Genomic DNA, 25,917 nt, shown 5'->3' with positions numbered 1-25,917 from the left:
GGCCCCGAAGGGCCTGAGGAAAGAGGGGCAACGCGCCTGGTTTACTTGACCGCCTTGAGGCGCTTTTCCAGGTCGTCCGAGCCGATGGCGCCCGGCACGCGCGAGCCGTCCGCAAAGAAGATCGTGGGCGTGCCGGTGATCTTGTACTTGCGGCCAAATTCCATATTGCGCTGCAGGGCGGTCACGTCGCAGCTCGACGGAGCGGCGGGCGCATCCGTGCCCTTGAGCATGTGGCTGGCCCATTCCTTGGCCGGGTCCTTGGCGCACCAGATGTTGCGCGACTTCTCGACCGAATCGGGGCTCAGGATCGGGTAGAGGAAGGTGTAGACCGTCACGTCCTTGACGTTTTGCAGGTCTTTCTCGAAGCGCTTGCAGTAGCCGCAGTTGGGGTCTTCAAACACGGCGATCTTGCGCGAGCCATTGCCCTTGACGGTCTTGATCGCGTCCTTCAGGTTGAGGCTGTTGAAATCCACGGCCGTCAGCTTGTTGATGCGGTCTTCGGTCAGGTTGCGGTGCGCCTGGGTGTCGATCAGCTCGCCCTGGATCAGGTAGTTGCCCTTGGCATCGCTGTAGAACAGGTCGGTGCCGACGCGCACCTCATACAGGCCCTGCATCGGGGTGGCACTGACTTCGTCAATCTTTTGCAGCTGGGGGATACGCTCTGCCAGCGCCTTGCGGATCGCGTCTTCTTGCGCACTGGCAGAGAAACTGGCCGCGATGGCAGCACTGGCCAGTACGGTAGAGAGAATTCGCATGGGAAACCTTCTTTGATCTTGATAGTAAAAAGCCAGCGCGCGGGAGGGGCCCCAACGCAGTGAAAGCCGCCTGGCGGTGCACCGATGTCCGTCTGGGCGGGAAGTGTGGCTGAACGCTAAACCCCCGCAACTACTAACATTTTGGTACCGCAAGCGGCTTTTGGCCGAACGACGGTTTGTACCAGATGGGCGCTAAAAGTTCACTCCCATGGCCTGGCGGGTCACCCATGATTTCAGCGGACCGCTGCTTTCAAAGCCGCGCATGCCCCAGTTTCTCAGGCTCTGCAAAGGCGTCTCGGGCCTGGTAAACAATTGTTGAATGCTGTCCATCGCCAAGCCGATGGGGGCCAGGCGCGCCTTGCGCTCACGCTCATAGCGGCGCAGCAGGCGCAGGTCCGACAGGCGGCGCCAGCGCGCATCTTCGCTGGTCAGCAAACGCGCCAGTGCGGCGATATCGGCCATGCCCAGATTCAGGCCTTGGCCGGCCAGCGGGTGCACGGCGTGGGCGCTGTCGCCGGCCAGCACCCAGCTTTGGGCCCGGGCAGTATCTTGCAAGGCGCTGCCCGGCATCGGGCCGCACCACTGGCGCGCCACCGACTGCTGCAGCGGCCAGGCGGCACGCTCGGCGCACACGGTCAGCTGGCCCAGCATACCCTGGCTGGCCGACTCCAGCGCCATCGCCAGGCCTGCATCGTCCAGCGCCTTGACCCCTTCAACCTGGCTGACCGGCAGCGACCACACGACGGCCACCTCATGGCCGCCGGGGCCGCCCAGCGGCAGAAAGGCCAGAATATCGCCAGCGGCAGAAAACCACTGGCGTGCGGCCTGGCCGTGCGGGCGCTCGCAGCGCAGACGTGTAGCGACGGCGGTTTGGTGGTAGGGGATGGTGGTGAATTCCACGCCGAATTCCTCGCGCGTGCGGCTGTGCTTGCCTTCGCAGACCACCGTCAGGCGGGCATCGACCGGGCTGGTCACCGTCTCCACCATCGGCTGGTAGCGCACGGCGGCGGCCAGCTGGGCCTCCAGGGCGGGCACATCGACGATCCAGTTCAGTGCCTCGGTGTGCTGCTGCGCCGCATCAAAATGCACCTCGCCGCCCTGGTCGCCATAGACGTCCATGCGGGTCACCGGGGTGGCGTACTGGGCCTCGGGCCAGCTGCGCACCGATTGCAGCACCTCCCGCGAGAGCTGGTTGAGGGCATAGGCGCGCACATCACCATGGCCGCTGTTGCTGGGCGCCGGGGCGGTATCCACCAGCGCCACGCGCATGCGATCCCGCGCAAGCAACAATGCCAAGCTGCGGCCCACAATGCCCGCGCCACGGATACAAACGTCGAATTCAGAAGCCATAAGCGACCTATTGTAGTGGGGCACTGTGGCAGCGCCGGGCGCCTGTACGACTTGCTGCAGGGGTCAGGCTACCGTTTGGCGCCGCGTAGATGCAACGCAGCCTTTTACTCGTTACAGTGTGGTTTGCCCAGAACCAACCCAGGCGCAGAGCAGCATGGCAAATAGCGATTTTTTTGATGTTACCGGCCATATCGGCCAATTGTGGGTTTTTCCCATCAAATCCTGCGCCGGCATCGCCGTGCAAAGCGCGCGCCTGTTGCCGACGGGCCTGGAGCATGACCGGGCCTTCATGCTGGTCGATGGACGGGGCGACTTCATCTCGCAGCGCGAGATCGCCCGTATGGTGCTGGTGCAACCGGCCATTGCCGATGGCGTGATGACGGTGACTGCTCCGGGCATGGAGCCGCTTGCGGTCGATATGGCTTTTACCGGCCCCGAGCGTGCAGTGCGCGTCTGGGACGACCAGGTTCCGGCCCTGCAGGCGCCCGATGCAGTCAATGCCTGGTTCAGCGCGTTCCTGCAGACCGAATGCTATTTGGTGCGCATGGCGCCCCAGGCGCTGCGGCTGGCCAGCAAGAAATGGACCGGCGGCGCCGACGCCCCCACGCAATTTGCCGATGGCTTTCCAGTGCTGGTGGTCAGCCGGGCCTCGGTCCATGAGCTCAATGAGCGCCTGACCCATGCAGGCGAAGCGCCGGTGGTGGCAGAGCGCTTTCGCGCCAATATTGTGGTCGAGGGCTTCCAGTCCCACGACGAGGACCGTATCGAGAGCCTGTCGGTGCAGCAAGGCGGCCCCGGCAGCCAGCAATGGGCGGATCTGCCACTGGTCAAGCCCTGTGCCCGTTGCCCGATCCCCGATATCGACCCGGCCACGGCTGCGAGCGGCACCAGCGTGACCGACACCTTGCAGACCTACCGCCACGACGACCGCCTGGATGGCGCCGTAACCTTTGGCATGAATGCCTATGTGCCTGCGGGCACCGGTGGGGTGCTGCGGGTGGGTGATGCCGTCGGCGGCGCGCTGCAGTTTGACTGAGCGGCGCAAACAGCACCCTGGATACGTCGTTGCCCCGCCGGCCGCGCCAAGCCTGGCCGCACGCATGTACTGCCTGCGGTTCGATGCCCAGTCGGGGACGCCCGGTCGGGACGCCTAGTCGGGGGCGCCCAGCTGCAACCGCCAACCTGCGGTGTGCGGGGCCGGGTGAGCAGCCCGAAGCCTCCCTGTTAATACGCCTGGATTCGCGACTGCCATGCAGTCCGCTTAAAATGCCGGGTTTGTCCGAAAGAATAGAGAAAGCACTGCCATGAGCCTCAAATGCGGCATCGTCGGTTTGCCCAATGTTGGCAAGTCCACCCTTTTTAATGCGTTGACCAAGGCAGGTATTGCCGCCGAAAACTATCCTTTCTGCACGATCGAACCCAATACCGGTGTCGTGGAAGTGCCCGATCCGCGTCTGGACCAGCTGTCCAAGATAGTAGAGCCCGAGCGCATTGTTCCGGCCATCGTCGAGTTTGTGGACATCGCCGGCCTGGTGGCCGGCGCCTCCAAGGGTGAAGGCCTGGGCAACCAGTTCCTGGCCCATATCCGCGAAACCGACGCCATCGTGAACGTGGTGCGCTGCTTCGAAGACCCGAACGTGATCCACGTGGCCAACAAGGTCGACCCGATTGCCGATATCGAGGTCATCCAGACCGAACTCTGCCTGGCCGATCTGGCCACCGTGGAGAAGGCGCTCAACCGCTACAGCAAGGCGGCGAAGTCGGGCAACGACAAGGAAGCTGCCAAGCTGGTCTCGCTGCTGACCCCCATCCAGGCCGTGCTGGACCAGGGCAAGCCTGCCCGCATCGTGCCCGTGTCCAAGGAAGACGCGCCGCTGCTCAAGCAGTTCTGCCTGATCACCGCCAAGCCCGCAATGTTTGTTGGCAACGTCAGCGAAGACGGCTTTGAAAACAACCCGCTGCTCGACAGCCTGAAGGCCTATGCCGCAGCACAAGGCGCGCCCGTGGTCGCCATCTGCGCCAAGATCGAGGCAGAAATGTCCGAGATGGGCGACGAAGACCGCGACATGTTCTTGCAGGAAATGGGTCTGGAAGAGCCGGGCCTGAACCGCCTGATCCGCGCCGGCTTCTCGCTGCTGGGTCTGCAGACCTACTTCACCGCCGGTGTGAAGGAAGTGCGCGCCTGGACCGTGCCCGTGGGTGCCACCGCGCCCCAGGCGGCAGGCGTCATCCACGGCGACTTCGAGCGGGGCTTTATCCGCGCCCAGACCATCGCCTTTGACGACTTCATCCAGTACAAGGGTGAGCAAGGCGCCAAGGAAGCGGGCAAGATGCGCGCCGAAGGCAAGGAATACATCGTCAAGGATGGCGATGTGCTGAACTTCCTGTTCAACGTCTGACCGTTTCGGCGGCGACCCTGCCCGCAGGCATTCGCTGCGTGCTGGCAGTCATAACCACCAGGCCCGCTGCGTGTCAGCGGGCTTTTTCGTGGGGCGTTGCGGTCATCCGCATGTGGGAGCGGGATGGCAGCGGGATGGCAGAGCAGGGCGGCCAGCCGTTATAAGATAGCCGCTGCTTGCCAGACAGCGGCTCCGTTGGCGGTTGCTGCAAGCGCAGTCCTGTCCACCGATTCTTGAAAGCCCCCATTTGGTGACCCCACCTGCCGCCAATACCAAAACCACTGCTGCGGATGCCTCCCGTGCGCCGAGCGCCGCCGAGCGCGAGCAGCATTCCGTACAGGCCGATCTGGTCGCGGTGCTGGTGGCGGTGACGGGCGGGCAGCCGCGCATACTGACCACCCAGGCCGGTGAGACCCTGCCGGCGGGGCCTTTTACCGCCAACCACCGCTCGCTGCAGGCCAGCCTGCGCGCCTGGGTCGAGACGCAGACCCACCACCCGCTGGGCTTTGTCGAGCAGCTCTACACCTTTGCCGATGGCGACCGCTCGCAGGAGCTGGGCATGCGCGCCATCTCCATCAGCTACCTGGCGTTGACGCGCGAGCTCGACGATGCCGGGCTGGCCCAGCCGGGCTGGCAGGACTGGTACCACTACTTCCCCTGGGAGGACTGGCGCAGCGGCGCGCCCGAGATCCTGGACCAGCGCATTGCGCCTGCGTTGCAGGCCTGGAGTGCGCAGGCAACGGGCAAGGCAGCGGCCAGCGCGCGCTGGGAGCGGGCCCGAGTGAGCTTTGGCCTCGAGGGCAGCGATTGGAACGAAGAGCTGGTGCTGCAGCGCTACGAGCTGCTGTTTGAAGCGGGCCTGGTCGCAGAAGCCTGGCGCGATGGCAGGGCGGTCCCGACAGGCCAGACCTTGCTGGGCACGGCGATGCGCAATGACCACCGCCGCATTCTGGCGACCGGCATGGCGCGGCTGCGCGCCAAGATCAAGTACCGGCCTGTGGTGTTCGAGCTGATGCCCGACAGCTTCTCGCTGCTGCAGCTGCAGCAGACTGTCGAGGCGCTGGCCGGGCGCAGCCTGCACAAGCAGAACTTTCGCCGCCTGATCGAGCAGCAGGCGCTGGTGGAAGAGACCGGCGAGATCAGCAGCCAGGGCGCAGGCCGCCCGGCCAAGCTGTTCCGCTTTCGCCGCAATGTACTGGTGGAACGCGCGCTCGCGGGCAACAAGCTGCCGCTGGCGCGCGGCTGATCGTCCTGATCCGTTCTTGCAGGCCGCAACGGAGGCGGCATCATGGCAGCGTCAGGACTTGACAATATTTATACTCATAATTAGCATAAGTGTGCGCGTGACCGGTTAAGCGCTGGTGCGCCTCTTTTTTTTACCCTTTAAATACTCAAAATGAGCATTAATCAAACTGCGGCGCTGCCGGTTCCTCCTCTGCCTGATGTGATGCTGGAGCCGCTGGTGCGCATGGCCCTGCTGGAAGACCTGGGCCGCGCCGGGGACCTGACGACCGACACCATCGTGCCCGCAGATGCCAGAGACAGCCTGCGTCTGGTGGCACGGCAAGCGGGCGTGCTGGCGGGGCTGGATCTGGCGCGGCTGGCCTTTCATCTGCTGGACAGCGGTCTGGAGTTTGAGCCGCTGTGCGGCGATGGCACGGTGCTGGCGCCGGGCATGGAGATCGCCCGCATCCGCGGCAAGAGCCGGGCAATCCTCACGGCTGAGCGCACGGCGCTGAACTACCTTTGCCATTTGAGTGGTGTCGCCAGCGCCACCTACGCGATCGCCCAGGCCATCCAGCCCTACGGCACGCGGGTGACTTGCACGCGCAAGACCATGCCGGGCCTGCGCGCGCTGCAAAAGTATGCCGTGCGTGTGGGCGGCGGCAGCAACCACCGCTTTGGGTTGGACGATGCCGTGCTGATCAAGGACAACCATATTGCGCTGGCCGGCGATGTGGCCACCGCCGTGGGCCGCGCCCGGGCTGGCGTGGGCCATATGGTCAAGATCGAGCTCGAAGTGGACACGCTCGCGCAGCTTGATGCGGCATTGCAGCTGGGGGTGGATGTGGTGCTGCTGGACAACATGGACCTGGAGACCCTGCGCACGGCCGTGGCCATGTGCCGGGGCAAGGCGGTGACCGAGGCATCGGGCCGCATCACGCCCGAGACCGCGCCGCAAGTGGCCGCCACCGGGGTGGACCAGATCGCCGTCGGCTGGCTCACCCACAGCGCCAAGGTGCTGGACATCGGCCTGGATGCCTGATCCGGCCCTCTACCACCCGCGCGCCCTGCATATTCTGGAAGGAGGCCTGTGATGCCCCGCGTTCTCCAACGCTTCTCCTGGTGGTGGCTTGCCGCCGCCGCTGCGGCCTGCATGGCTGCCGGCCTGTGGCTGGGCGGCAGCAGCATGGCGGCAGCCCGCTTTGACAAGCCCATGACCATCGTGGTGACCTTTCCGCCGGGCGGCGGCACCGACTTGCTGGCGCGCAAACTGGGGGCCGCGTTGCAGCAGCGCACGGGCCAGACCGTGGTCGTGGAAAACCGCCCCGGTGCCAGCGGCAATATTGGCGCGCGCCATGTGGCGGAGGCGGCAGGCGATGGCAGCAGCTGGCTGATGGTGAACAGCTCGTTCGCGATCAACCCCGCCGTTTACCGCCAGCTGGATTTTGACCCGCTGCGCGATTTCAAGGCCGTGTTCAATGTGGGCACGATTGCCTCGGTGCTGGTGGTGCCGCAGGCCAGCGAATTGCACACCCTGGCCGATGTGCGCGCCTCGGCGCCCTTGCAACCGCTGCCCTTTGCCTCGTGCGGCAATGGCACGCCGCAGCACCTGGCCGGCGAGATGCTGGCCCAGGCCGCGCAGCTGCATTGGCAGCATGTGCCCTACAAGGGCTGCGGGCCGGCCATCACCGCCGTGGCGGCCGGCCAGGTCGCCATGGGCATGGTCACCGCCAGCAGCGCTGCGCCGCTGATCGAGGCCGGCCGCGTGCGCGCCATTGCCGTCACGGCCCCTCAGCGCCTGGCGCAATGGCCGCAGGTCGCCACCGTGGCCGAACAAGGTGCGGCCGGATTCAGCGTCGAGCAGTGGCATGGCCTGCTGGCGCCCGCTGCCACCAGCGATGCGGTGGTGCAGCGCATGCATGCGCTGCTGGCGCAGATCCTCGCCGAGCCGGCGATGCAGCAGTGGCTGCGCGATCAAGGCTATATGCCGCTGCAGCAAAGTGCGGCCGAGTTTGGGCAGGTGATCGCCAGCGATATCGACCGCTATGCCGCCGTGGCGCAGCAGCTGGGCTTGCGGGTGGATTAGGCAGCGCTGAAAACCGCGCGTGCCTTCAAGAGGGCCAGAAATGCAAAATCGTGGCCGTCATCACCAGGTAGCGCAAAAACTTGCCGATCGCCATGTAGAACACGCAGGGCCAGAACGGCAGGCGCAGCCAGCCGGCCACGGCGCACAGCGGATCGCCGACGATGGGCAGCCAGCTGAGCAAACAGGCCTTGGCGCCGAACTTGCGCAGCCAGATGCGGGCCATGCGCTGGTGGCGGCTTTGCTTGTTGGGGGGTGCCGTGGGGATGAGGGGATTGGTCGGCGCGGCCGCATCAGTGGCATGGCGCAGTCGGCGGGCCTTGTACCAGGCGGTACGGGCGAGCGCGCCGGTCCACCAGCTGATCGCACCGCCCAGTGTGTTGCCGGCTGTCGCCACCAGAATGGCCTGCCAGAACAGGTCCGGATTCAGATGTAGCAGGCCGGCCACAGCGGGCTCGGACCCGAGCGGCAGCAACGTGGCCGAGATCAGGGCCACGACAAAGACCGTGCTGAGCCCGAACTGCGGCAGGGCCAGCCATGTCAGCAACTGTTGAATCCACGCTTCCATGGCTGCCAGTGTAGCGGCTGGTGCCGGCCTGCCAGCGGCGCAGCGGGCCACTGCCGTGTCAGCCAAGAGGCCGAAAAATACCTGCTGCACAAGCCCTGGCGCCGGCAGGGTCGGACGGCCCGCCGGGCCATTCAGGGCGCGCCCATGCGGGTCGCCAGCGCCCGCCCGCAGGCCCGATTTATGGGCATTCCCAAATGTCAAGCGGGTAGATTGGATGTTTGCTACTTTTTTAAGCAGTACAATCTGCCCCTTCCCCTCACCACAACAGACAGCACTTCGGTGGCGAAGTGCTCGCTTTTTGCATTCCATGTCCGTCCGCATCGGTCCCTATACTCTGGCCAACAATGTGTTTGTGGCGCCCATGGCGGGCGTGACGGACCGGCCTTTTCGCCAGCTGTGCAAGGCGCTGGGGGCGGGGTATGCGGTCAGCGAGATGGTGACCAGCCGCAAGGACCTGTGGGATAGCCTCAAGACCAGCCGCCGCGCCAACCATGCCGGCGAGCCCGGCCCGATCTCTGTGCAGATCGCCGGCACCGATGCGCCGATGATGGCCGAGGCGGCGGTCTACAACATTGAGCGCGGTGCGCAGATCATCGACATCAACATGGGTTGCCCGGCCAAGAAAGTCTGCAACAAATGGGCAGGCTCGGCGCTGATGCAGAACGAGCCGCTGGCGGTCGAGATTGCCGCTGCGGTGGTGGAGGCCGCGGCGCCCCATGGCGTGCCGGTGACGCTGAAGATGCGCACCGGCTGGAGCGACGACCACAAGAATGCCGTGCAGCTGGCGCGCCAGTTCGAACAGGCGGGCATCCAGATGCTCACCGTGCATGGCCGCACGCGCGAGCAGGGCTACCGGGGCCTGGCCGAGTACGACACGATCCGTGCCGTCAAGCAGGCGGTGTCGGTTCCAGTGGTTGCCAATGGCGATATCACGAGCCCGGCCAAGGCCCGCGATGTGCTGGCCTTCACCGGTGCGGATGCGGTGATGGTGGGGAGGGCGGCCCAGGGCCGCCCCTGGATTTTTCGCGAGATCGTGCATTTTCTGCAGACCGGCGAATTGCTCGCACCTCCGCTGGTGGCCGAGCTGCGCCGCCATCTGCTCGAACACCTGCAGGACCACTATGCGCTGTACGGCGAGAGCACCGGCGTGCGCTCGGCGCGCAAGCACATTGCCTGGTATGTGCGCGATCTGCCGGGGGGCGATGCGTTCAGGCGCGAGATGAATGTGATTGAAAACAGTGCGGCGCAATGGCAGGCCGTAGCCGATTATCTGGGGGCCCTGGGGCAACAGATGGACCGGCTGCCTGGCATCGCGGCAGCACCAGAGGCCAGCGGGAGTGCGATGGCCCCAGCAACAACAATGAGTGATGACCTTGTATGAGTAAGACGACGATTGAGCAGTCCGTGCGGGACAGCCTGCAGACCTATTTTCAGGACCTGGAAGGCGAGGTGCCGGACCGCGTGTACGAGATGGTAGTGCGCATGGTGGAGCGCCCGATGCTGGAAGTGGTCATGAACCACGCCGACAACAACCAGTCACGGGCCGCCGAGTGGCTGGGCCTGAACCGCAACACGCTGCGCAAGAAGCTGGTCGAGCACAAGATGCTCTGACCCGCGCCCTGATTTCAGTGCTGCTTGCGCCCGCTGCGCAAGCGGCACAAGCCTGTTTCCATTCTTGAAGTGATTGACATGAAAGCCCTGATTTCCGTTTCCGACAAAACCGGTATTGTCGAATTTGCCCAGGCCCTGCATGCGCTGGGCGTGCAGCTGCTGTCGACCGGCGGCACCGCCAAGCTGCTGGCCGACAAGGGCCTGCCTGTGACCGAGGTGGCCGAGGTCACCCGCTTCCCCGAAATGCTGGATGGCCGCGTCAAGACCCTGCACCCGATGGTGCATGGCGGCCTGCTGGCCCGCCGCGACCTGCCCGAGCACATGGCTGCACTGAAGGAACACGGCATCGAGACCATCGACCTGCTGGTGGTCAACCTCTACCCGTTTGAAGCGACCGTGGCCAAGGCCGGCTGCACGCTGGCCGATGCGATCGAGAACATCGACATTGGCGGCCCGGCAATGGTGCGCTCCGCCGCCAAGAACTGGAAGGATGTCGGTGTGATCACCGCCGCCGACCAGTACGACGCCGTGCTCGCCGAGCTCAAGGCCGGCGGCAAGCTGTCCAACAAGCTTCGCTTTGCCCTGTCGGTGGCGGCATTCAACCGCATCAGCCAGTACGACGGCGCGATCAGCAACTACCTGTCGTCGGTCACGTTCGAAGACGAAAAGCTGTCCGAGGAATACGTGCCCGAGCGTGCCGCCTTCCCCGGCCAGAGCAACAGCCAGTTCATCAAGATCCAGGACCTGCGCTATGGCGAAAACAGCCACCAGCAAGCTGCCTGGTACCGCGATCTGTACCCCGCACCCGGCTCGCTGGCTACGGGCGTGCAGCTGCAAGGCAAGGAGCTGAGCTACAACAACATCGCCGATGCCGATGCCGCCTGGGAATGCGTCAAGAGCTTCGAGGTGCCGGCCTGCGTCATCGTCAAGCACGCCAACCCCTGCGGTGTTGCCGTGGGTGCCGATGCGTTGGAATCCTACTCCAAGGCTTTCCAGACCGACCCGACCAGCGCCTTTGGCGGCATCATCGCCTTCAACCGCGCCGTGGACAAGGCAGCGGCAGAGGCTGTATCCAAGCAGTTCGTCGAAGTGCTGATGGCCCCCGACTTCAGCGCCGAGGCGCTGGAGATCTTCAAGTCCAAGGTCAATGTGCGCCTGATGAAGATTGCACTGCCCGCTGGCGGCAACAGCGACTGGGAGCAGGGCCGCAACGCCATTGAGTCCAAGCGCGTGGGCTCAGGCATCCTGCTGCAATCGGCCGACAACCATGAGTTGCAACTGGCGGATCTGAAGGTCGTGACCGTCAAGCAGCCCACCCCGCAGGAACTGCAGGACCTGCTGTTCGCGTGGAAGGTGGCCAAGTTCGTCAAGTCCAATGCCATCGTGTTCTGCAAGAACGGCATGACCATGGGCGTGGGCGCGGGCCAGATGTCGCGCCTGGATTCGGCCCGTATCGCATCGATCAAGGCGGAAGCGGCCAAGCTGTCGCTGCAGAACACCGTGGTGGCGTCGGATGCCTTCTTCCCCTTCCGCGACGGCCTGGATGTGGTGGTCGATGCCGGCGCCACCTGCGTGGCCCAGCCTGGTGGCTCGATGCGCGACCAGGAAGTGATCGCTGCCGCCGACGAGCGCGGCGTGGCGATGGTATTTACTGGCGTGCGCCACTTCCGCCATTGATGGCAAGGCGGTACCCGCCAGGGTGCTGCCACCGCTGGCTGCAGGCCGACCCGGCCTGCAGCCCCGATACGCCGGCCATCTTCGGGTTCGCCGGCTTGTTTTCTGCGCCGGGCCCCGGGCCCCTTCCACCATGAGCGAACCACAGCACCAAGACCCGCCTCCCGCCTCCGATCCGGACAGTGACCCGCCGCGCCGCTCGCGCTGGCTGGGTGTGCTGATCGTTGCATTTGCGCTGGTGGTGGGCCTGGGCATGTTCAATATCGGGCGCCTGATCATCCGGCCCAAGCCCGAGGTGACGGCCGCCGACCGCCTGATCGAGGCCAGCCCCCGGCTGCAGCAGGGCCGCGAACTGGTCACCCGCAGCAGCGACTGCATGCGCTGCCACACGATGGAGCTGGATGTCGTGGGCCCGGGTTTTCGCAACATCGCCAAGCGCTATGCCGACCGTGACGATGCCGTTCCCTATCTGGCGCGCAAGATCCGTGAGGGAAGCGTCGGCGAGTGGGGCCGTATCGTGATGCCACGCCATCCGCAGGTCACGCAGGAGCAGGCCGAACTGATGGCCGGATGGCTGATGGCCCTGCGCCCCGCCAACGCGCCTGCCGCCAGTCCGCCTTGAGCGCCTGTCGGACCAGCCGCACGAGCCCGCTGCTGCAGCGGGCTTTTTTGTGCCTGGCGGCAATGTCCGTAGACAGGGTCTGGAAAGGCCATGCTTTGTAAAGCAAATCTGCGATACTGCAGCGACATAGACCTGAAGGAGGATGCATGAACTTTCCCGAATACGCCGGACACGGCGGTGGCCTGACCGAGGCGAACAGCCGAGGCCAATTCATCAAGGCGGCCTACAGCCATCTGGCCGTCGCCATCTTGGCTTTTGCCGTGCTGTCGTTTGGCCTGTACGCCAGCGGTGCATCGTTTGCGATGCTCAAGATGCTGGGCGTGAGCAAGTGGGGCTGGCTGGCGGTCATGGGCGCCTTCATGGTGGTCGGATGGCTGGCGACCAATGCCGCCGACAATTCGGAAAGCACCGGCGTGCAGTACCTGGCACTGGGCGGCTTTGTGTTTGCCGAATCGCTGATCTTCGCCCCGATGCTGGCCATGGCCAGCATCATTGCTCCCGGCTCGATCCAGGCGGCCTCGATTGCGACCCTGGCGTTGGTGGCGGGCCTGACCTTCACGGCCTTTACCAGCAAGAGGGACTTCTCCTTCCTGGGCGGCTTCCTGAAGATCGGTGGCCTGGTGGCGATTGGCATCATCCTGGCCGGTGTCGTGTTCGGCTTCAAGCTGGGCATCTGGTTCTCCGGCGCGATGGTGCTGTTTGCCGGCGCTTGCGTGCTGTATGACACCTCGCAGATCATGCGCCACTACCCGGCAGACCGCCCCGCTGGCGCGGCCCTGCACCTGTTCGCATCGGTGGCCCTGCTGTTCTGGTACGTGCTGCGCCTGATCATGCAACTGGGTGGCAGCGACGACTGATCGCCTGGGACAGACAACAAAAAACCTCGGCATGCCGAGGTTTTTTTATGCCCGCCAGAGACGGGGGGCCAGGCAGCGAAGGGCGCTTACAAGGTCTTGAAGACGTCGCGGGCTGCTTCGATCGTCGCCTGGATGTCGGCATCGGTATGGGCGCTGCTGACAAAGCCCGCTTCGTACAGCGCCGGCGCAAAGTAGTGGCCGCGCGCGAGCATGCCGTGGAAGAACTTGTTGAACAGCGGCTTGTCGCTCTTCATCACCGCTTCGTAGTCGCTGGGCAGCTCGGGCAGCAGGAAGAAGCCGAACAGGCCGCCCTGGTGGTCCACGCTGAAGGGAACGCCTGCGGCATCGGCCTCGGCCTTGAGGCCGGCCATCAGCTGGCCGGTCTTCGCATGCAGCGCTTCATGGAAGCCCGGCTGGCTGATCAGCGACAGGGTCTGCAGACCACAGGCCGTGGCAATCGGGTTGCCCGACAAGGTGCCGGCCTGGTAGACCGGGCCCAGCGGCGAGAGCTTTTCCATGATCTCGCGGCGCGCGCCAAAGGCGGCCATCGGCATGCCGCCGCCAATCACCTTGCCCAGCACGGTGATGTCGGGCTTGAAGCCGGGGATCTGCTGCGCATACAGGCTTTGCGCGCTGCCCAGTGCGACACGGAAACCGGTCATCACCTCGTCGTAGATCAGCAAGGCGCCATGTTCCTGGGTCAGCTCGCTGATGCGGCGGGTAAAGGCGGTGCTGGCGCGCACAAAGTTCATGTTGCCGGCAATCGGCTCCATGATCACGCAGGCGATCTGGCCGTCGTACTTGGCAAAGGCTTCTTCGAGCTGGCCGATGTCGTTGTATTCCAGAACGATGGTGTCCTGCACCACCTGGGCGGGCACCCCTGCCGAAGACGAGGCGCCAAAGGTCGCCAGGCCCGAGCCAGCCTTGACCAGCAGCGCATCGGCATGGCCGTGGTAGCAGCCGTTGAACTTGATGATCTTGTTGCGGCCGGTATAGCCGCGCGCCAGGCGAATCGCGCTCATGCCCGCCTCGGTGCCGGAACTGACCAGGCGCACCATGTCCATCGACGGCATGAGCTTCAGGATGGCTTCAGACAGTGCGATCTCGCGCTCGGTGGGAGCACCGAAGGAAAAGCCTTCGAGCAGCGCAGCCTGCACGGCGCTCAGCACCTGCGGGTGGCCATGGCCCAGGATCATCGGACCCCAGGAGCCGATGTAGTCCACATAGCGTTTGTCATTGGCATCAAACAGGTGCGCGCCTTGCGCGCGGGCGATGAAGGCCGGCGTGCCGCCTACGGCATTGAAAGCCCGCACGGGCGAATTCACGCCGCCGGGGATCACCTGGCGGGCACGTTCAAACAATTGGGCGTTTTTATCCATCGTCATAAGGGCTCACATCTACTCTGGCCTTGGATTGTCGGCCAAGCGGGTGCCTGGGGCTGTCAATCCGGTATTCACTGCACTGGAACAGGCAGGCTTTGAACTCAGAGCGGGCGGGTGTGGAGCGCGTCGCCCTCATCCCCATCCGCGCTGCCGTCATCTACTACGTCCTCGTCATCGGCATGCACCCAGAAGAGACGGTCAGGCACGGTCTTGCCCATGCCGGGGCGCAAGCCTCCCTCCAGGCATTTGTCGAGGTAGGTCATTGCTTCGGCGGTCGCGTCGCTCAGCGGCACCTCGGTGGCCAGCAAGGCTGTGAGCGCTGCGCTCAAGGTGTCGCCTGCGCCGATGTACTCGGTCTCGAAAAGCTCGAACTCGCCGCTGCCGTACACGGTGTCGGCCGAGGCGAGAACGTTTTCCACATGCTGGTCATGGGCGGGGATGCCGGTCACCAGTACAAAGGGCACACCATGGTCGGCGGCGGCCTTGGCCAGGTCACGGGGGCTGGGGCGGTGCTCGGAGGTGCGGTCGGGCAGCAACCAGCGCCACAGCAGGCCATAGGCACCGACCAGCACCGTCACCTGGGGCAGCAGCAACTCCTGGTACGCGTCGAGGTAGTCGTCGATCAGCTCGCTGTCCCACCAGGCCATGCCGGCGACATAGGCGACGACCGGTACATCGGGGTAGTCATTGGTTACTTCCGCACACACGCGTACATTTTCAATCGATCCCAGAAAGCCCAGTTTGATCGCGCGGATGGGAATGTCCTGCAATACGGTCTGCGCCTGTTGCTGAACTGCATCATCGGACAGCGCATAAAAGTCGATGGTGTCGAGCGTATCGCGGATCAACGCACCCGTGACGACGGTGCAGGGGTGTCCTCCCATCGACGCTACGGCCAGCGCATCGGCGTTGGTGCCGCCTGCGCCGCTGGGGTCATTGGCGTTGATGCAGAGGATGCTGGCGGTATCAATCGTCGCGGCCAACGTGCTTTCACTCGGGCTGGATTCTGGCTGGTTTGTCAAGGAGGATGTCATAGGTCAACGAGATAAAGCACATTGATGCAGGAATCACCGTTAAATCTGTGTTGAAAAGCTACAATCGTTGCATTCTATGTAAAGCCTCTGTAAGCTTTTCAAAATTAGGAGCAGGGACGACGGATGCAGTGTACGCGCTGTGGTGCAAAATGCACCTCCAGCACATGCGGATTCGTCGAAGAAAAATTGCCATAGGGCGTATGTGTTCAATGCAAACGGGTGGGAGGGGCTATGTCAGCCTTGGCTGCCGCGTGCATTCGCATTTCATGACATGCAATGAGGAGGGTGGCCGGTGACAGTTTCCGCAGACAACTTCAAGGTATTGGTGGTTGACGATAGCAATACCATTCGCAGAAGTGCTGAGATTTTTCTGAAGCAAGGCGGCTACGAGGTGCTGCTCGCTGAAGACGGCTTCGATGCCCTCTCCAAAATCAACGATTTCAAGCCGGACATGGTGTTTTGCGACATCCTGATGCCCAAACTGGACGGCTACCAAACCTGCGCCATCGTCAAGCGCAATGATGCTTTCGCATCTACACCCGTGGTCATGTTGTCGTCCAAGGACGGCGTTTTCGACAAGGCCCGGGGACGCATGGTGGGATGTGAAGACTACCTCACCAAGCCATTTACCAAAGATCAATTACTGGAAACCGTCGGACGTTTCGTTGCCGAACGTTAAGGAGGGGTCGTGCCTATTCAAAAAGTTCTTATCGTTGATGACTCAAAAACCGAATTGATGTTTTTGAGCGATCTGCTTGTACGCCAGGGTATGGTGGTGCGCACTGCGCAAAATTCGGACGAGGCGATGCTGCGCCTGGCGGAAGACCGGCCCGACCTGATCCTGATGGACGTCGTGATGCCCGGGCAGAACGGCTTTCAGCTGACCCGCCTGATCACCCGCAGCCCGGAGTATGCGGATATCCCGATCATCATGTGCACCAGCAAGAACCAGGAAACCGACCGGGTCTGGGGCATGCGCCAGGGCGCACGTGGCTATGTGACCAAACCGGTGGATCCGGCCGAACTCAAGGCCAAGATCGAGGCACTGGGATAAGGCATGGCACAGCGCGAAGACTTGCGAGAGCTGCAAACCCGGCTGGCCGATCGTCTGAGCCAGGCACGCAACCAGACGGCGGTCGGTGCCTCGTGGCTGGCAGTCAAGATCAGTGGCCGGAACTTTCTGCTGCCTTTGAGCCAGTCCGGCGAAGTGCTGGGCTGGAGCGGGGTGGAGCCTGTGCCCTACACCAAACCCTGGATGCTCGGTGTGACCAGCATCCGGGGTATTTTGTTGACGGTGGTGGATCTGGCCCGCATGCTGGGCCTGCCTGTCGCACGCAGCGAACAGGTGTTTGCCGGGGCTTCGGTCGTCGCGCTCAACCCCATGATGGGCGTCAATGCCGCCCTGTTTGTCGAGCAGCTGGAAGGCTTGCGCGGCAGCAATGACTTCGCGCATTCCAAAGACAAACCGGCCGATGCGCCGGAATTTTTTGGTGCGCTCTATACATCCGCCAGTGGCGAGCAGTGGCAGGAACTCAACCTGCAGCTGCTGGCCAATGCGCCCGATTTTCTCGATATCACGGTTTAGTGCGGGGCTTCCGCGGCTTCATCCCTTTCGGTATTTGTATGTTCAACAAACTATTCAAACGCAAAGAAGACGTGGCAGACCCAGGCGTCAGCATCTTCCCAGATGGTGACCAGGTGATGCTCTCCGAAGGCTCGACCGGTGACGGCGTGTCCCCCGCCAAGACGGCGGCCAATGTATCCGGCGCTGCGGTGCAGGACGATTACATGGCCCAGCTGGTCGAGGGCGAGACCGCCGCCGACGATCTGGTGACGCTGCCGGTGCTGGGTGCGGCACCGGCTGCCAAACACCAAAAGACCCTGCTGACCATCGTCATCGTGGGTCTGGTGGTGTTCTTTGCGCTGGCGGTGTGGGCGATCTTGCAGTCGCGCACGACAGGCGGCCAACTGGCAGCCACCGGCCAGGCATTGACCCAGTCGCAGCGTCTGGCCAAATCGGTGGGTCAGGCGGTCAACGGCAATGAGCAGGCATTTGCCGAAGTGGCAGAAGCCTCGTCGATTCTGAAGAAAAACATCGATGGCCTGAACTCCGGCTCGGAAGACCCGGCCATCAAGGCGCTGGGCAGTTCCTACGCCGAGGTGCTGGCGCCGCTGGTGGAAGCCTCGGACCGCACCGCGAGCAAGAGCGATGCCGTGGTCAAGCAAAAAGCCTCGCTGGTCGCGATGAACAAGGACTTGCAGGCGATTCACAAGAACACGCAGACCCTGCTCGAGCTGAGCGAGGCGGTGGTCAGCCTGAAGCTCCAGCAAGCGGCTCCGCCCGCTGAAATCGCCGCAGCCAGCCAGCTGGCGATGCTGACCCAGCGTATCGGCAAGTCGGCCAACGACTTCCAGAGCGCCTCGGGTGCCAATGCCGAGGCGGTGTTTCTGCTGGGCAAGGACTTGAACACCTTCAAGGAAATCGTCGCCGGTCTGCTCAACGGCAGCGCTGAGCTGCGCCTGAGCCCCGCCCGCGATGGCGCCGTGCGCGACAAGCTGCAGGAACTCTCGTCCCAGTACGACATCACGTTGAAGGATGGCTCGGCGGTGCTGAGCAACCTCAAGGGCATCTCGGAAGCCCGTGAGGCCGAAGTCTCGATCCAGTCGGCCAGCGATCCGCTGCGCAAGGGCCTGGAAGCACTGCAGGCGGACCTGAACAGCTGGTCCGACCGCATCTGGCTGTACCTGGTGGGCATCGTGCTGGCAGCGTTGCTGGTGGGCCTGGGTGTGTGGGGCCTGGTGCGCCTGCAGCTGGCAGACAGCTTGAACCGCCGCCGCGCTGCAGAATCGCTGCAACAGGAAGCGACCCGCCAGGAGCAGGAGGCCAAGCGTCTCAATGACGCCAACCAGGCTGCCATTTTGCGGCTGATGAACGAGTTGCAGTCCGTCGCTGAAGGGGATCTGACCCAGGAAGCGACCGTGACGGAAGACATCACCGGCGCGATTGCCGACTCGGTGAACTACACGGTGGAAGAGCTGCGCATGCTGGTGGGCAGCGTGCAGAACACGGCGACCCGCGTGGCACAGACCACGTCGACCGTGGACTCCACGTCGACCGAGCTGCTGGCTGCGTCGACCGAGCAACTGCGTGAGATTCGCGAAACCGGCAAGTCGATTCTCGACATGGCGACCCGTATTAACCTCGTGTCGTCACAGGCGCAGGAATCGGCTTCGGTGGCGCGCAAGTCGCTGATGGCGGCCGAGTCGGGCCTGCAGGCGGTGGAAAACGCGATCGGTGGTATGAACTCGATCCGGGACCAGATCCAGGACACCTCCAAGCGCATCAAGCGCCTGGGTGAGTCCTCGCAGGAGATTGGTGAAATTACCGACCTGATCTCGGACATTACCGAACAGACCAATGTGCTGGCATTGAATGCGGCCATTCAAGCGGCTTCCGCCGGTGAAGCCGGCCGCGGCTTCTCGGTGGTGGCCGAGGAAGTGCAGCGTCTGGCTGAACGCTCGGCCGATGCAACGCGTCAGATCTCGGTGCTGGTGAAGGCGATTCAGACCGACACCCAGGACGCGGTGGCCGCTATGGAGCGCTCGACCCAGGGTGTGGTGGAAGGGGCCCGTCTGTCGGACAGCGCCGGTACGGCACTGGCGGAAATTGACCGCGTTTCGCGTGAGCTGGCAGATCTGATTCAGCAGATTTCCCGTTCTGCGTCCGACGAAGCAGTTCAGGCCAACGATGTGGCAGAGAATATCCAGCATATCTTTGCGGTGACGGAGCAGACCAGTGATGGCACCCGTACCACAGCGCAGCAGGTGCGTGAGCTGTCGCAAATGGCCGAGGAACTGCGCCAGTCGGTGTCTCGGTTCAAGATTGCCTGACCCATGCCTGCTGTTTCATTTTGACCCGCAATCGGGGACTGTTGCATGTCTATAGCTATCGAAAATAAAGCGGAAAACGCACAGCCAACAGAAGAGAGGGATCTCGGGCCATTGGCGTGGATCAATGACGAGGTTCGCCGGTCACTGGAATCCACGGTCAAGGCATTGCTTCGTTACAGCCGGGATGTGGAAGCGGCCAAGGTATCGGACCTGGAGGCGATCGACACCACCGGTATCCGCGTGGCCAAGCAGTACCTGCACCAGGTCAAGGGTGCGTTGCAGATGGTGGGTGTGGGCCAGGCGGCCGAGCTGGTGGGCCTGATGGAAGTGGCGGCGCAGCGCTTTGCGGCCAAGCCCCACCTGTGCACCGAGAAATCGGTCGCGCTGATGGAGCGCACGTCGTTTGCGCTGCTGGAGTACCTGAGCCATGTGCTCAAGGGGCGCAACGTCTCCTTCGTAGCGCTGTTTCCGCAGTACAAGGAAATGCAGGCCTTCACCGGTGTGGAGCGTGTCCACCCGGCCGATCTCTGGCAGGGCGACCAGGCGCAACAGGAACCGAAGACGCCGCCAGTGGCCGCACTGCCGCTGGACCGCGGCGCCCGTGAGCGCCTCGATGCGGACATGCTGCAGATCATCAAATCTGCCGACGCGCGTGCAGCGCAGGATTTGACCGCCGTCTGCCTGGGCCTGGCCCAGGGCCAGACGCAACCACCTTTGAAACTGTTCTGGAAGGTGGCCGCAGGCTTCTTCGACGCGCTGGCGTACAAGTTGCTCGACCCCGACCTCTATGTGAAGCGCTCGGCATCGCGGGTCATCATGCAGTTCGCCGCGCATGCCAAGGGTGGCAGCGATGTGGACCAGGGCCTGCAGCATGAGCTGAATTTTTTCTGTGCTGTTGCCCAGGGTCCGGATGAGGCCAAGGCGGCGGTGCTGCAAGCGGTGCGCGTCAGCCTGCAGACCGAGGCGCTGCAAGGCGTCAACTACGGCCAGGAGCGCTTTGGCCTGTATGACCCGGCTGTGCTCGCGCAGGCGCGCAAGCGCCTGGAGTCCGCGGCCGAGCTGTGGTCGTCGCTGGCCGATGGTGACCGCTACAAGATCAAGCCGGTCGCCGACCAGTTCCACCTGATCCGCGAATCGCTCCACAAGCTGCATATTGGTGCCGACGAGCTGGGCGCAGCGCTGGGCCGGGTGACCGAACGCCTGGTGAGCAGCGGCACCCCGCCCTCGACCCCGATGGCGATGGAAGTCGCCACCGCCGTGCTGTACCTGCAGGCCAACCTGGAGTCGCTGGATGTCAAGCCCGCGCTGATGCGAGAGCGTGCTGACCGCCTGGCGCAGCGCCTCGACCATGTGCTGGCCGACCAGCCGCCCGAGCCTCTGGAGACCTGGGTCGAAGAGCTGTACCGCCGCGTCAGCGACCACCAGACCATGGGCAGCGTGGTCGATGAGCTCCACTCCACACTGGCAGAGGCAGAAAAGCACCTCGACCAGTATTTCCGCAACCCCGATGATGTCTCGATGCTGGGCACCGTCACCGGATCGCTGTCGCAGATGCGCGGCGTGCTGTCGGTGCTGGGTCTGGACCAGGCTGTCGCTGCCACGCAGCACCTGCGCCTGGTGGTGGACCAGCTGGCCGCCGGCCAGGTGGCCGACGACGACAAGCCCGTGGTTTTTGAGAAGCTGGGCAACAGCCTGGGCGCGCTGGGCTTTCTGCTCGACATGCTGGGCTACCAGCGCACCTTGGCGCGCAAGCTGTTTGTGTTTGATGCGACCAGTGGCGAGCTGCGCATTGTGATGGGCACCCAAAGGGCCGGCGATGTCGCGCCTGCCCCGGTGGTACCCGCGCCGGCCGCAGCGCCCGATGCGCCCGAGGAACCGGAAGACGATTCCGTCTACTTCGCGCCGACCATTCCGGCGCCCCTGTTCGAGGCCAGCCCGGCCCCGGCGCCCAAGGCGCCTGCGGTGCTCGCACCGGATCTGCAGTTTTTTGCACCTGCCCCGGCACCGGTATCGGCACCAGCACCAGCACCAGCACCAGCACCAGCACCTGTGGCGGCAACCCCGGCGCAGCCGCAGGTCTCCGAGGAGGCACTGGACCAGGAGCTGCTGGACATCTTCTTGGAAGAGGCCCAGTCGGTCGTGCAGACCGGCGGCCAGGCACTGCAATCCCTGCGCCGCGATGCGGCCGATGCCGAGGCGCTGACGACCTTGCGCCGCGCCTTCCACACGCTCAAGGGCAGCTCCCGCATGGTCGGGCTGGTGCAGTATGGCGATGCGGCCTGGTCGATGGAGCAGGTGCTCAACAGCTGGCTGGCAGAACACAAGCCGGCCGATGCGCCGCTGTTGGCGCTGAGCGCCGAGGCACTGACCGGTTTTGGCCGCTGGGCCGAGGACATTGGCGCGCAGCGCCAGTCCACCTGGAACCCGGAGATCTTCCGCATCTCCGCCGATGCCATGCGTCTGGATGGCGTGCACCTGCCCCTGGTGGTGCCTGCCGCGCCTGGCCAGGTGCCGCAGACGGAGCAGTGGCCGCACGGTACCGAGCCTTCGGCGCTGGAGTCCGATACTGCTGCCGCAGCCGACGCTGCAGAAGAAGGGGCCGCGTTGGAGCAGGCCCCGCAAGCGCCTGCTGCCGCACCGGATGCGCCGGCCGAGCCGGCGCCAGCGCTGGCCTGGCCGCTCGACGGCCTCGACCTGGAGCTGGATCCGCCCGCTGGGCTGGAGCCCGAGCCTGCCTTGACCACGCCTTCGGGCCTGGTGCCGCTGGCGATGGCGCCGGAAAGCGCCGAGGAGGTCGATTTCTCGGAGTTTGCCCAGGCGATGGCCAGTGCCGAGGCCAAGGCCCCCGCTGTGCAGGATCCCGAGACGCTGCAGCCGCACGACAGCGCGCTGGACTTTGTATCGATGGACGCAGGCCTGGAATTTGTGGCCGACCTCGAGGCTGCCAAGCTGGAGCCGGCGCCAACCCGCTTGCCGCTGGAGCTTCCATCGCTGGATCTGACCGACGTGCCCGCCTCGCTGGAGCCGGCCACCCCGACTGGATTCGATGCCATCGAGTTCGCGGACACCATGCTGCCCGCGCTCGAAGCGCTGCCCGAGGAGCCGGTGGCCGAGCCCCAGACCTTGCTCGTGGTGCCCGATGATCTGGCGTTCCCCGAGGCGGTTCCGCAGGCGTTGGAAGTGACGGAGCCGGCTGAACTACTGCAGTCGCATCCAGACATCCCGGCAGCGGACCTGAACGAGGCGTTCGTGTCGGCTGCCGAGCAGCAGGCAGCCGAACCCGCGCTGCAGCCCGCCGCTGCCGCAGAGGCTGAGGCAGCGGCCGAGCTACCCGTCCACGCGGAAACGCAGGCCCATCCGGAAGCCCCCGCCGACGTGCAAGCAGAGGCGCTGGCTCCCGTACCTGCGCCGTCTGACACCGAGCCGCCGGCCGATGCTCAGGAGCCGGCCGAGGTGGCCAATGTGCTGGGCGTAAGCCCGGCGCTGTTCAATGTCTATCTTGCTGAAGCCGAGAACTGGTCGCACAACCTGGAGAAGGTGCTGTACGCTTGGGCCCAGGCGCCCAACCGCAATTTCCCCGAAGATGCGATCGCCTACGCCCATTCATTGGCCGGCAGCTCGTCCACGGTCGGTTTCAGCTCGTTGTCCGAGCTGGCCCGGTCGCTGGAGCATGCGCTCTCGCACATCCACAACTTCTCCAACCCGGAGGTGTCCTGGCTCAATACCTGCCAGGCAGCGGGCTCGGAGATCCGCAAGCTGCTGCACCAGCTGGCAGCCGGTTTTGTCAAACCGGCCAGCGAGATCGTGGTGCAGGACCTCGAAGACATTGCGAACCAGGAAATCAACTCGCAATTGCATCCGCCTTATGGCATGGCCGAGTTCGACCTCGAGCCCTCTGGCCTGGGCGAGTTGCGCGAGCATCCGGCCCGCGCAGCCGAGCCGGCACGCGCCTTTGCAGCTGCAGCCGCCGTGCCGGCCGCTGCGTTGCCCGATCTGCTGGAGTTGCGCAATGACGATGCGATCGAAGTTGTCGACGTCATTGACCCCGACCTGTTCCTGATTTTCGAAGAAGAAGCGCAGGAGCTGCTGCCCAAGCTGGGTGGGGCGCTGCGCGAGTGGTCTTCCGACCCGCAGTACCTGCCGCCGCGCGGCGAAGTGCTGCGCCATCTGCACACGCTCAAGGGCAGTGCGCGGCTGGCAGGCGCGATGCGCCTGGGCGAAATGTCCCACCGCATGGAGTCCGAGGTCGAGGACATCGGCACCGAAAACCTGACCGGCCAGGACATCGAGATTCTGCTGGCGCGTTACGACGGCCTGCAGCAGGAATTTGTCGGTCTGCAGGAGCGGGGCAACCAGGTGCTGGCAGAGGGTGCCTTGCCCCAGCAGGCCCCTGCGGCCACCGAGATGGGCGAAGTGGTGGCCGAAGTGGCGGCCAGTACGCCCGCTGCACAGGAAAACGCCAGTGCAGAGCAGGCGCTGCAAGCAGCCGATGCCGCTGACGCCAGCGCTGGCGTACAGCACAAGCCGCTGATGCTGCGCATGGCGCCGGTGCGTGCCGCTGCCGGCCAATCGGTGCGTGTGCGCTCGCAGTTGCTCGACCGCCTGGTCAATGAGGCAGGCGAGGTGCTGATTGCCCGCTCGCGTCTGGACATGCGCCTGAGCAACATCCGCTCGTCGATCAAGGACATGTCGAGCAACCTGGAGCGCTTGCGCACCTTGCTGCGCGATGTGGAGATGCAGGCCGAGTCGCAGATGCAGTCGCGCATGGCGCTGGCCAAGGATTCGGATTCGGGCTTCGATCCGCTGGAGTTCGACCGCTTCACCCGCGTGCAGGAACTCACCCGCATGATGGCCGAGTCGGTCAACGACGTGGGCACGGTGCAGCGCAATCTGCAGCGCACCGCCGAAGGCGCCGAAGACGATCTGATTGCCCAGGGCCGCCAGGCGCGCGAGCTGCAGCGGGACCTGCTGCGCACGCGCATGGTGGAGTTCGACTCCATCTCCGAGCGTCTTTACGCCATCGTGCGCCAGATCTCCAAGGAGCTGGGCAAACAGGTCAAGCTGGACATCACCGGTGCCTCGATCGAGATCGACCGGGGTGTGCTGGACCGGGTCACCCCGGCCTTCGAGCACTTGCTGCGCAACAGCGTGGCGCACGGTATCGAAACGCCGGAGGAGCGCAAGGCGCAAGGCAAGCAGCCGGTGGGCACGATCGCCATCGATGTGCGCCAGGAAGGCAACGATATCGCCGTATCCATCCACGACGACGGCGCGGGCCTGCAGCTTGAGGCCATTCGCCGCAAGGCCATGCAGTCGGGTCTGATCACGGCCGACGAGCCGCTCGATGTAGACAAGGCGGCGCAGCTGATCTTTGCCCCCGGCTTCTCCACAGCCACCGAGGTCTCCGAGCTGTCGGGGCGCGGTATCGGCATGGACGTGGTGCGTACCGAGATCCAGTCGCTGGGTGGCCACATCGTGACCACGTCGGAGACCGGCAAGGGCACGCGCTTCCAGATGGTGATGCCGCTGACCACGGCGGTGACCCAGGTGGTGATGATGCGCGCCGGCGATCTCAAGTTCGGCGTTCCCGCCAACCTGGTGGAATACGTGCGGCGCGTGCCCAAGGCGCTGATCGAGCAGGCCCATGCCAACGGTGTCTACACCGACAACGAGCAGGAGCTGCCGTATTACTTTGCCGGTGCGCTGCTGCAGGGCCACCTGCGCAGCCAGGAAGAGCCGGAGAAGACCAGCGCGGTCGTGATCCTGCGCTCGGCCACCAAGCGCCTGGCCGTGCACGTCGATGAAGTGCTGGGCAACCAGGAAGTCGTGGTCAAGAACCTGGGCCCGCAACTGGCGCGCCTGCCAGGTCTGGCCGGCATGTCGGTGCTGGCATCCGGTGCGATTGTGCTGATCTACAACCCGGTGGCCTTGTACACCGTGTATGGCCAGCAGATTGCCGACCGCATTGCCGAAGCCGCGGTGCGCCCCGAAGTGGCCAAGGCACCAGTGCGTGAGTTGGCCGAGCAGGTGGTGCAGACGCCTTTGGTGCTGGTGGTCGACGACTCCATCACCGTGCGCCGCGTGACCCAACGTTTGCTGCAGCGCGAAGGCTACCGCGTAGCGTTGGCCGCCGATGGCCTGCAGGCGCTGGACCGTCTGCGCGAGGAGCGCCCGGTCATGGTGCTGTCGGACATCGAGATGCCGCGCATGGACGGTTTCGAGCTGGTGCGCGAAATCCGTGCCGATGCGGCGATGAAGGACCTGCCGGTGGTGATGATCACCTCGCGCATTGCCGACAAGCACCGCGAGCACGCGGCCAGCCTGGGCGTGGACCATTACCTGGGCAAGCCCTATGCCGACGAAGTGCTGCTGTCGCTGGTCCGCCAGTGTGTGCTGGACAATGAGATCAAGGCAGCCGACGCCGCCCCGCTGCACTGATCGGGCCGATGGCTCCAGTCCCAAGGTCT

20 protein-coding genes are annotated in these 25,917 nt (G+C 64.5%); 15 read left to right on the top strand and 5 right to left on the bottom strand.

Annotated features, from left to right (window positions below; genetic code table 11):
• Window positions 1-41: 41 nt before the first annotated feature.
• Together ACHWUQ_RS06280 and ACHWUQ_RS06275 are read right to left on the bottom strand one after the other, a co-directional pair.
• Window positions 42-755 carry a DsbC family protein gene (locus ACHWUQ_RS06280; protein WP_312412499.1) on the bottom strand — a complete coding sequence of 238 codons (714 nt, stop codon included), beginning with the start codon at window positions 753-755 and terminating at the stop codon, window positions 42-44.
• 192 nt (window positions 756-947) lie between these two features.
• Window positions 948-2,105, bottom strand: a complete 1,158-nt coding sequence (locus ACHWUQ_RS06275) for an FAD-dependent monooxygenase (protein WP_394680629.1) — start codon at window positions 2,103-2,105, stop codon at window positions 948-950.
• A gap of 154 nt (window positions 2,106-2,259) precedes the next feature.
• Here ACHWUQ_RS06275 and ACHWUQ_RS06270 point away from each other — a divergent pair, with 154 nt between their 5' ends.
• From ACHWUQ_RS06270 to ACHWUQ_RS06250, 5 genes are all read left to right on the top strand, one after another.
• Window positions 2,260-3,141: an MOSC domain-containing protein gene (locus ACHWUQ_RS06270; RefSeq protein ID WP_394680628.1), complete on the top strand. Its 882-nt coding sequence runs from the start codon at window positions 2,260-2,262 to the stop codon at window positions 3,139-3,141.
• Between the two features lie 268 nt (window positions 3,142-3,409).
• A complete protein-coding gene (gene ychF / locus ACHWUQ_RS06265) occupies window positions 3,410-4,504 on the top strand; it encodes a redox-regulated ATPase YchF (RefSeq protein ID WP_239809328.1) in 1,095 nt (364 codons plus the stop codon).
• A gap of 346 nt (window positions 4,505-4,850) precedes the next feature.
• The gene (locus tag ACHWUQ_RS06260) at window positions 4,851-5,750 is read left to right on the top strand and encodes a hypothetical protein (protein ID WP_394680648.1); all 900 of its coding nucleotides are present in this window, start codon (window positions 4,851-4,853) and stop codon (window positions 5,748-5,750) included.
• A gap of 150 nt (window positions 5,751-5,900) precedes the next feature.
• Window positions 5,901-6,770: a carboxylating nicotinate-nucleotide diphosphorylase gene (gene nadC, locus ACHWUQ_RS06255; RefSeq protein ID WP_394680627.1), complete on the top strand. Its 870-nt coding sequence runs from the start codon at window positions 5,901-5,903 to the stop codon at window positions 6,768-6,770.
• A gap of 51 nt (window positions 6,771-6,821) precedes the next feature.
• Window positions 6,822-7,814, top strand: coding sequence for a tripartite tricarboxylate transporter substrate binding protein (locus tag ACHWUQ_RS06250; RefSeq protein ID WP_394680626.1), 993 nt, complete (start codon window positions 6,822-6,824; stop codon window positions 7,812-7,814).
• Between the two features lie 25 nt (window positions 7,815-7,839).
• On the opposite strand, the gene ACHWUQ_RS06245 is transcribed toward ACHWUQ_RS06250, so the two are convergent.
• Complete coding sequence (locus ACHWUQ_RS06245) at window positions 7,840-8,379, bottom strand: YqaA family protein (RefSeq protein ID WP_312833938.1); 540 nt, start codon at window positions 8,377-8,379, stop codon at window positions 7,840-7,842.
• 307 nt (window positions 8,380-8,686) lie between these two features.
• On the opposite strand from ACHWUQ_RS06245, the gene dusB reads away from it, so the two are divergent.
• The 5 genes from dusB to ACHWUQ_RS06220 all read left to right on the top strand — a co-directional run bounded on the left by dusB (window position 8,687) and on the right by ACHWUQ_RS06220 (window position 13,143).
• On the top strand, window positions 8,687-9,760 hold the full coding sequence (dusB, locus tag ACHWUQ_RS06240) for a tRNA dihydrouridine synthase DusB (RefSeq protein WP_312412514.1): 1,074 nt from the start codon (window positions 8,687-8,689) through the stop codon (window positions 9,758-9,760).
• A complete protein-coding gene (locus ACHWUQ_RS06235) occupies window positions 9,757-9,990 on the top strand; it encodes a Fis family transcriptional regulator (RefSeq protein ID WP_021027292.1) in 234 nt (77 codons plus the stop codon). Before dusB ends, ACHWUQ_RS06235 begins: the two co-directional genes overlap by 4 nt.
• A 78-nt stretch (window positions 9,991-10,068) precedes the next feature.
• Window positions 10,069-11,667, top strand: a complete 1,599-nt coding sequence (gene purH / locus ACHWUQ_RS06230; protein WP_394680625.1) for a bifunctional phosphoribosylaminoimidazolecarboxamide formyltransferase/IMP cyclohydrolase — start codon at window positions 10,069-10,071, stop codon at window positions 11,665-11,667.
• Between the two features lie 130 nt (window positions 11,668-11,797).
• The gene (locus ACHWUQ_RS06225) at window positions 11,798-12,286 is read left to right on the top strand and encodes a c-type cytochrome (protein WP_239809323.1); all 489 of its coding nucleotides are present in this window, start codon (window positions 11,798-11,800) and stop codon (window positions 12,284-12,286) included.
• 146 nt (window positions 12,287-12,432) lie between these two features.
• On the top strand, window positions 12,433-13,143 hold the full coding sequence (locus tag ACHWUQ_RS06220; protein WP_239809322.1) for a Bax inhibitor-1 family protein: 711 nt from the start codon (window positions 12,433-12,435) through the stop codon (window positions 13,141-13,143).
• An 86-nt stretch (window positions 13,144-13,229) separates the two neighbouring features.
• Here ACHWUQ_RS06220 and hemL read toward each other — a convergent pair whose 3' ends face one another.
• Both hemL and ACHWUQ_RS06210 read right to left on the bottom strand, forming a co-directional pair.
• Window positions 13,230-14,528 (bottom strand): glutamate-1-semialdehyde 2,1-aminomutase, encoded by a 1,299-nt coding sequence (hemL, locus tag ACHWUQ_RS06215; RefSeq protein WP_312412531.1) that lies wholly within the window; start codon window positions 14,526-14,528, stop codon window positions 13,230-13,232.
• A gap of 98 nt (window positions 14,529-14,626) precedes the next feature.
• The gene (locus ACHWUQ_RS06210; protein ID WP_394680624.1) at window positions 14,627-15,547 is read right to left on the bottom strand and encodes a hydroxymethylpyrimidine/phosphomethylpyrimidine kinase; all 921 of its coding nucleotides are present in this window, start codon (window positions 15,545-15,547) and stop codon (window positions 14,627-14,629) included.
• A 304-nt stretch (window positions 15,548-15,851) separates the two neighbouring features.
• Between ACHWUQ_RS06210 and ACHWUQ_RS06205 the strand changes: the two genes are divergently transcribed.
• From ACHWUQ_RS06205 to ACHWUQ_RS06185, 5 genes are all read left to right on the top strand, one after another.
• Window positions 15,852-16,238, top strand: a complete 387-nt coding sequence (locus ACHWUQ_RS06205) for a PleD family two-component system response regulator (RefSeq protein WP_021027286.1) — start codon at window positions 15,852-15,854, stop codon at window positions 16,236-16,238.
• Window positions 16,239-16,247: 9 nt separating this feature from the next.
• Entirely contained in the window at window positions 16,248-16,613 is a 366-nt protein-coding gene (locus tag ACHWUQ_RS06200) for a PleD family two-component system response regulator (RefSeq protein ID WP_256460938.1), read from the top strand.
• A gap of 3 nt (window positions 16,614-16,616) precedes the next feature.
• Window positions 16,617-17,144, top strand: a complete 528-nt coding sequence (locus ACHWUQ_RS06195; RefSeq protein ID WP_239809319.1) for a chemotaxis protein CheW — start codon at window positions 16,617-16,619, stop codon at window positions 17,142-17,144.
• 38 nt (window positions 17,145-17,182) lie between these two features.
• Window positions 17,183-19,450: a methyl-accepting chemotaxis protein gene (locus tag ACHWUQ_RS06190; protein ID WP_312412546.1), complete on the top strand. Its 2,268-nt coding sequence runs from the start codon at window positions 17,183-17,185 to the stop codon at window positions 19,448-19,450.
• A 165-nt stretch (window positions 19,451-19,615) separates the two neighbouring features.
• Window positions 19,616-25,888: an Hpt domain-containing protein gene (locus ACHWUQ_RS06185; protein ID WP_394680623.1), complete on the top strand. Its 6,273-nt coding sequence runs from the start codon at window positions 19,616-19,618 to the stop codon at window positions 25,886-25,888.
• The last annotated feature ends 29 nt before the right edge of the window (window positions 25,889-25,917 follow it).

It is taken from the genome of uncultured Comamonas sp., assembly GCF_964277875.1.
GTDB classification, from domain to species: domain Bacteria; phylum Pseudomonadota; class Gammaproteobacteria; order Burkholderiales; family Burkholderiaceae_C; genus Comamonas; species Comamonas sediminis.
This window is presented reverse-complemented; position numbering and strand designations above follow the sequence as displayed.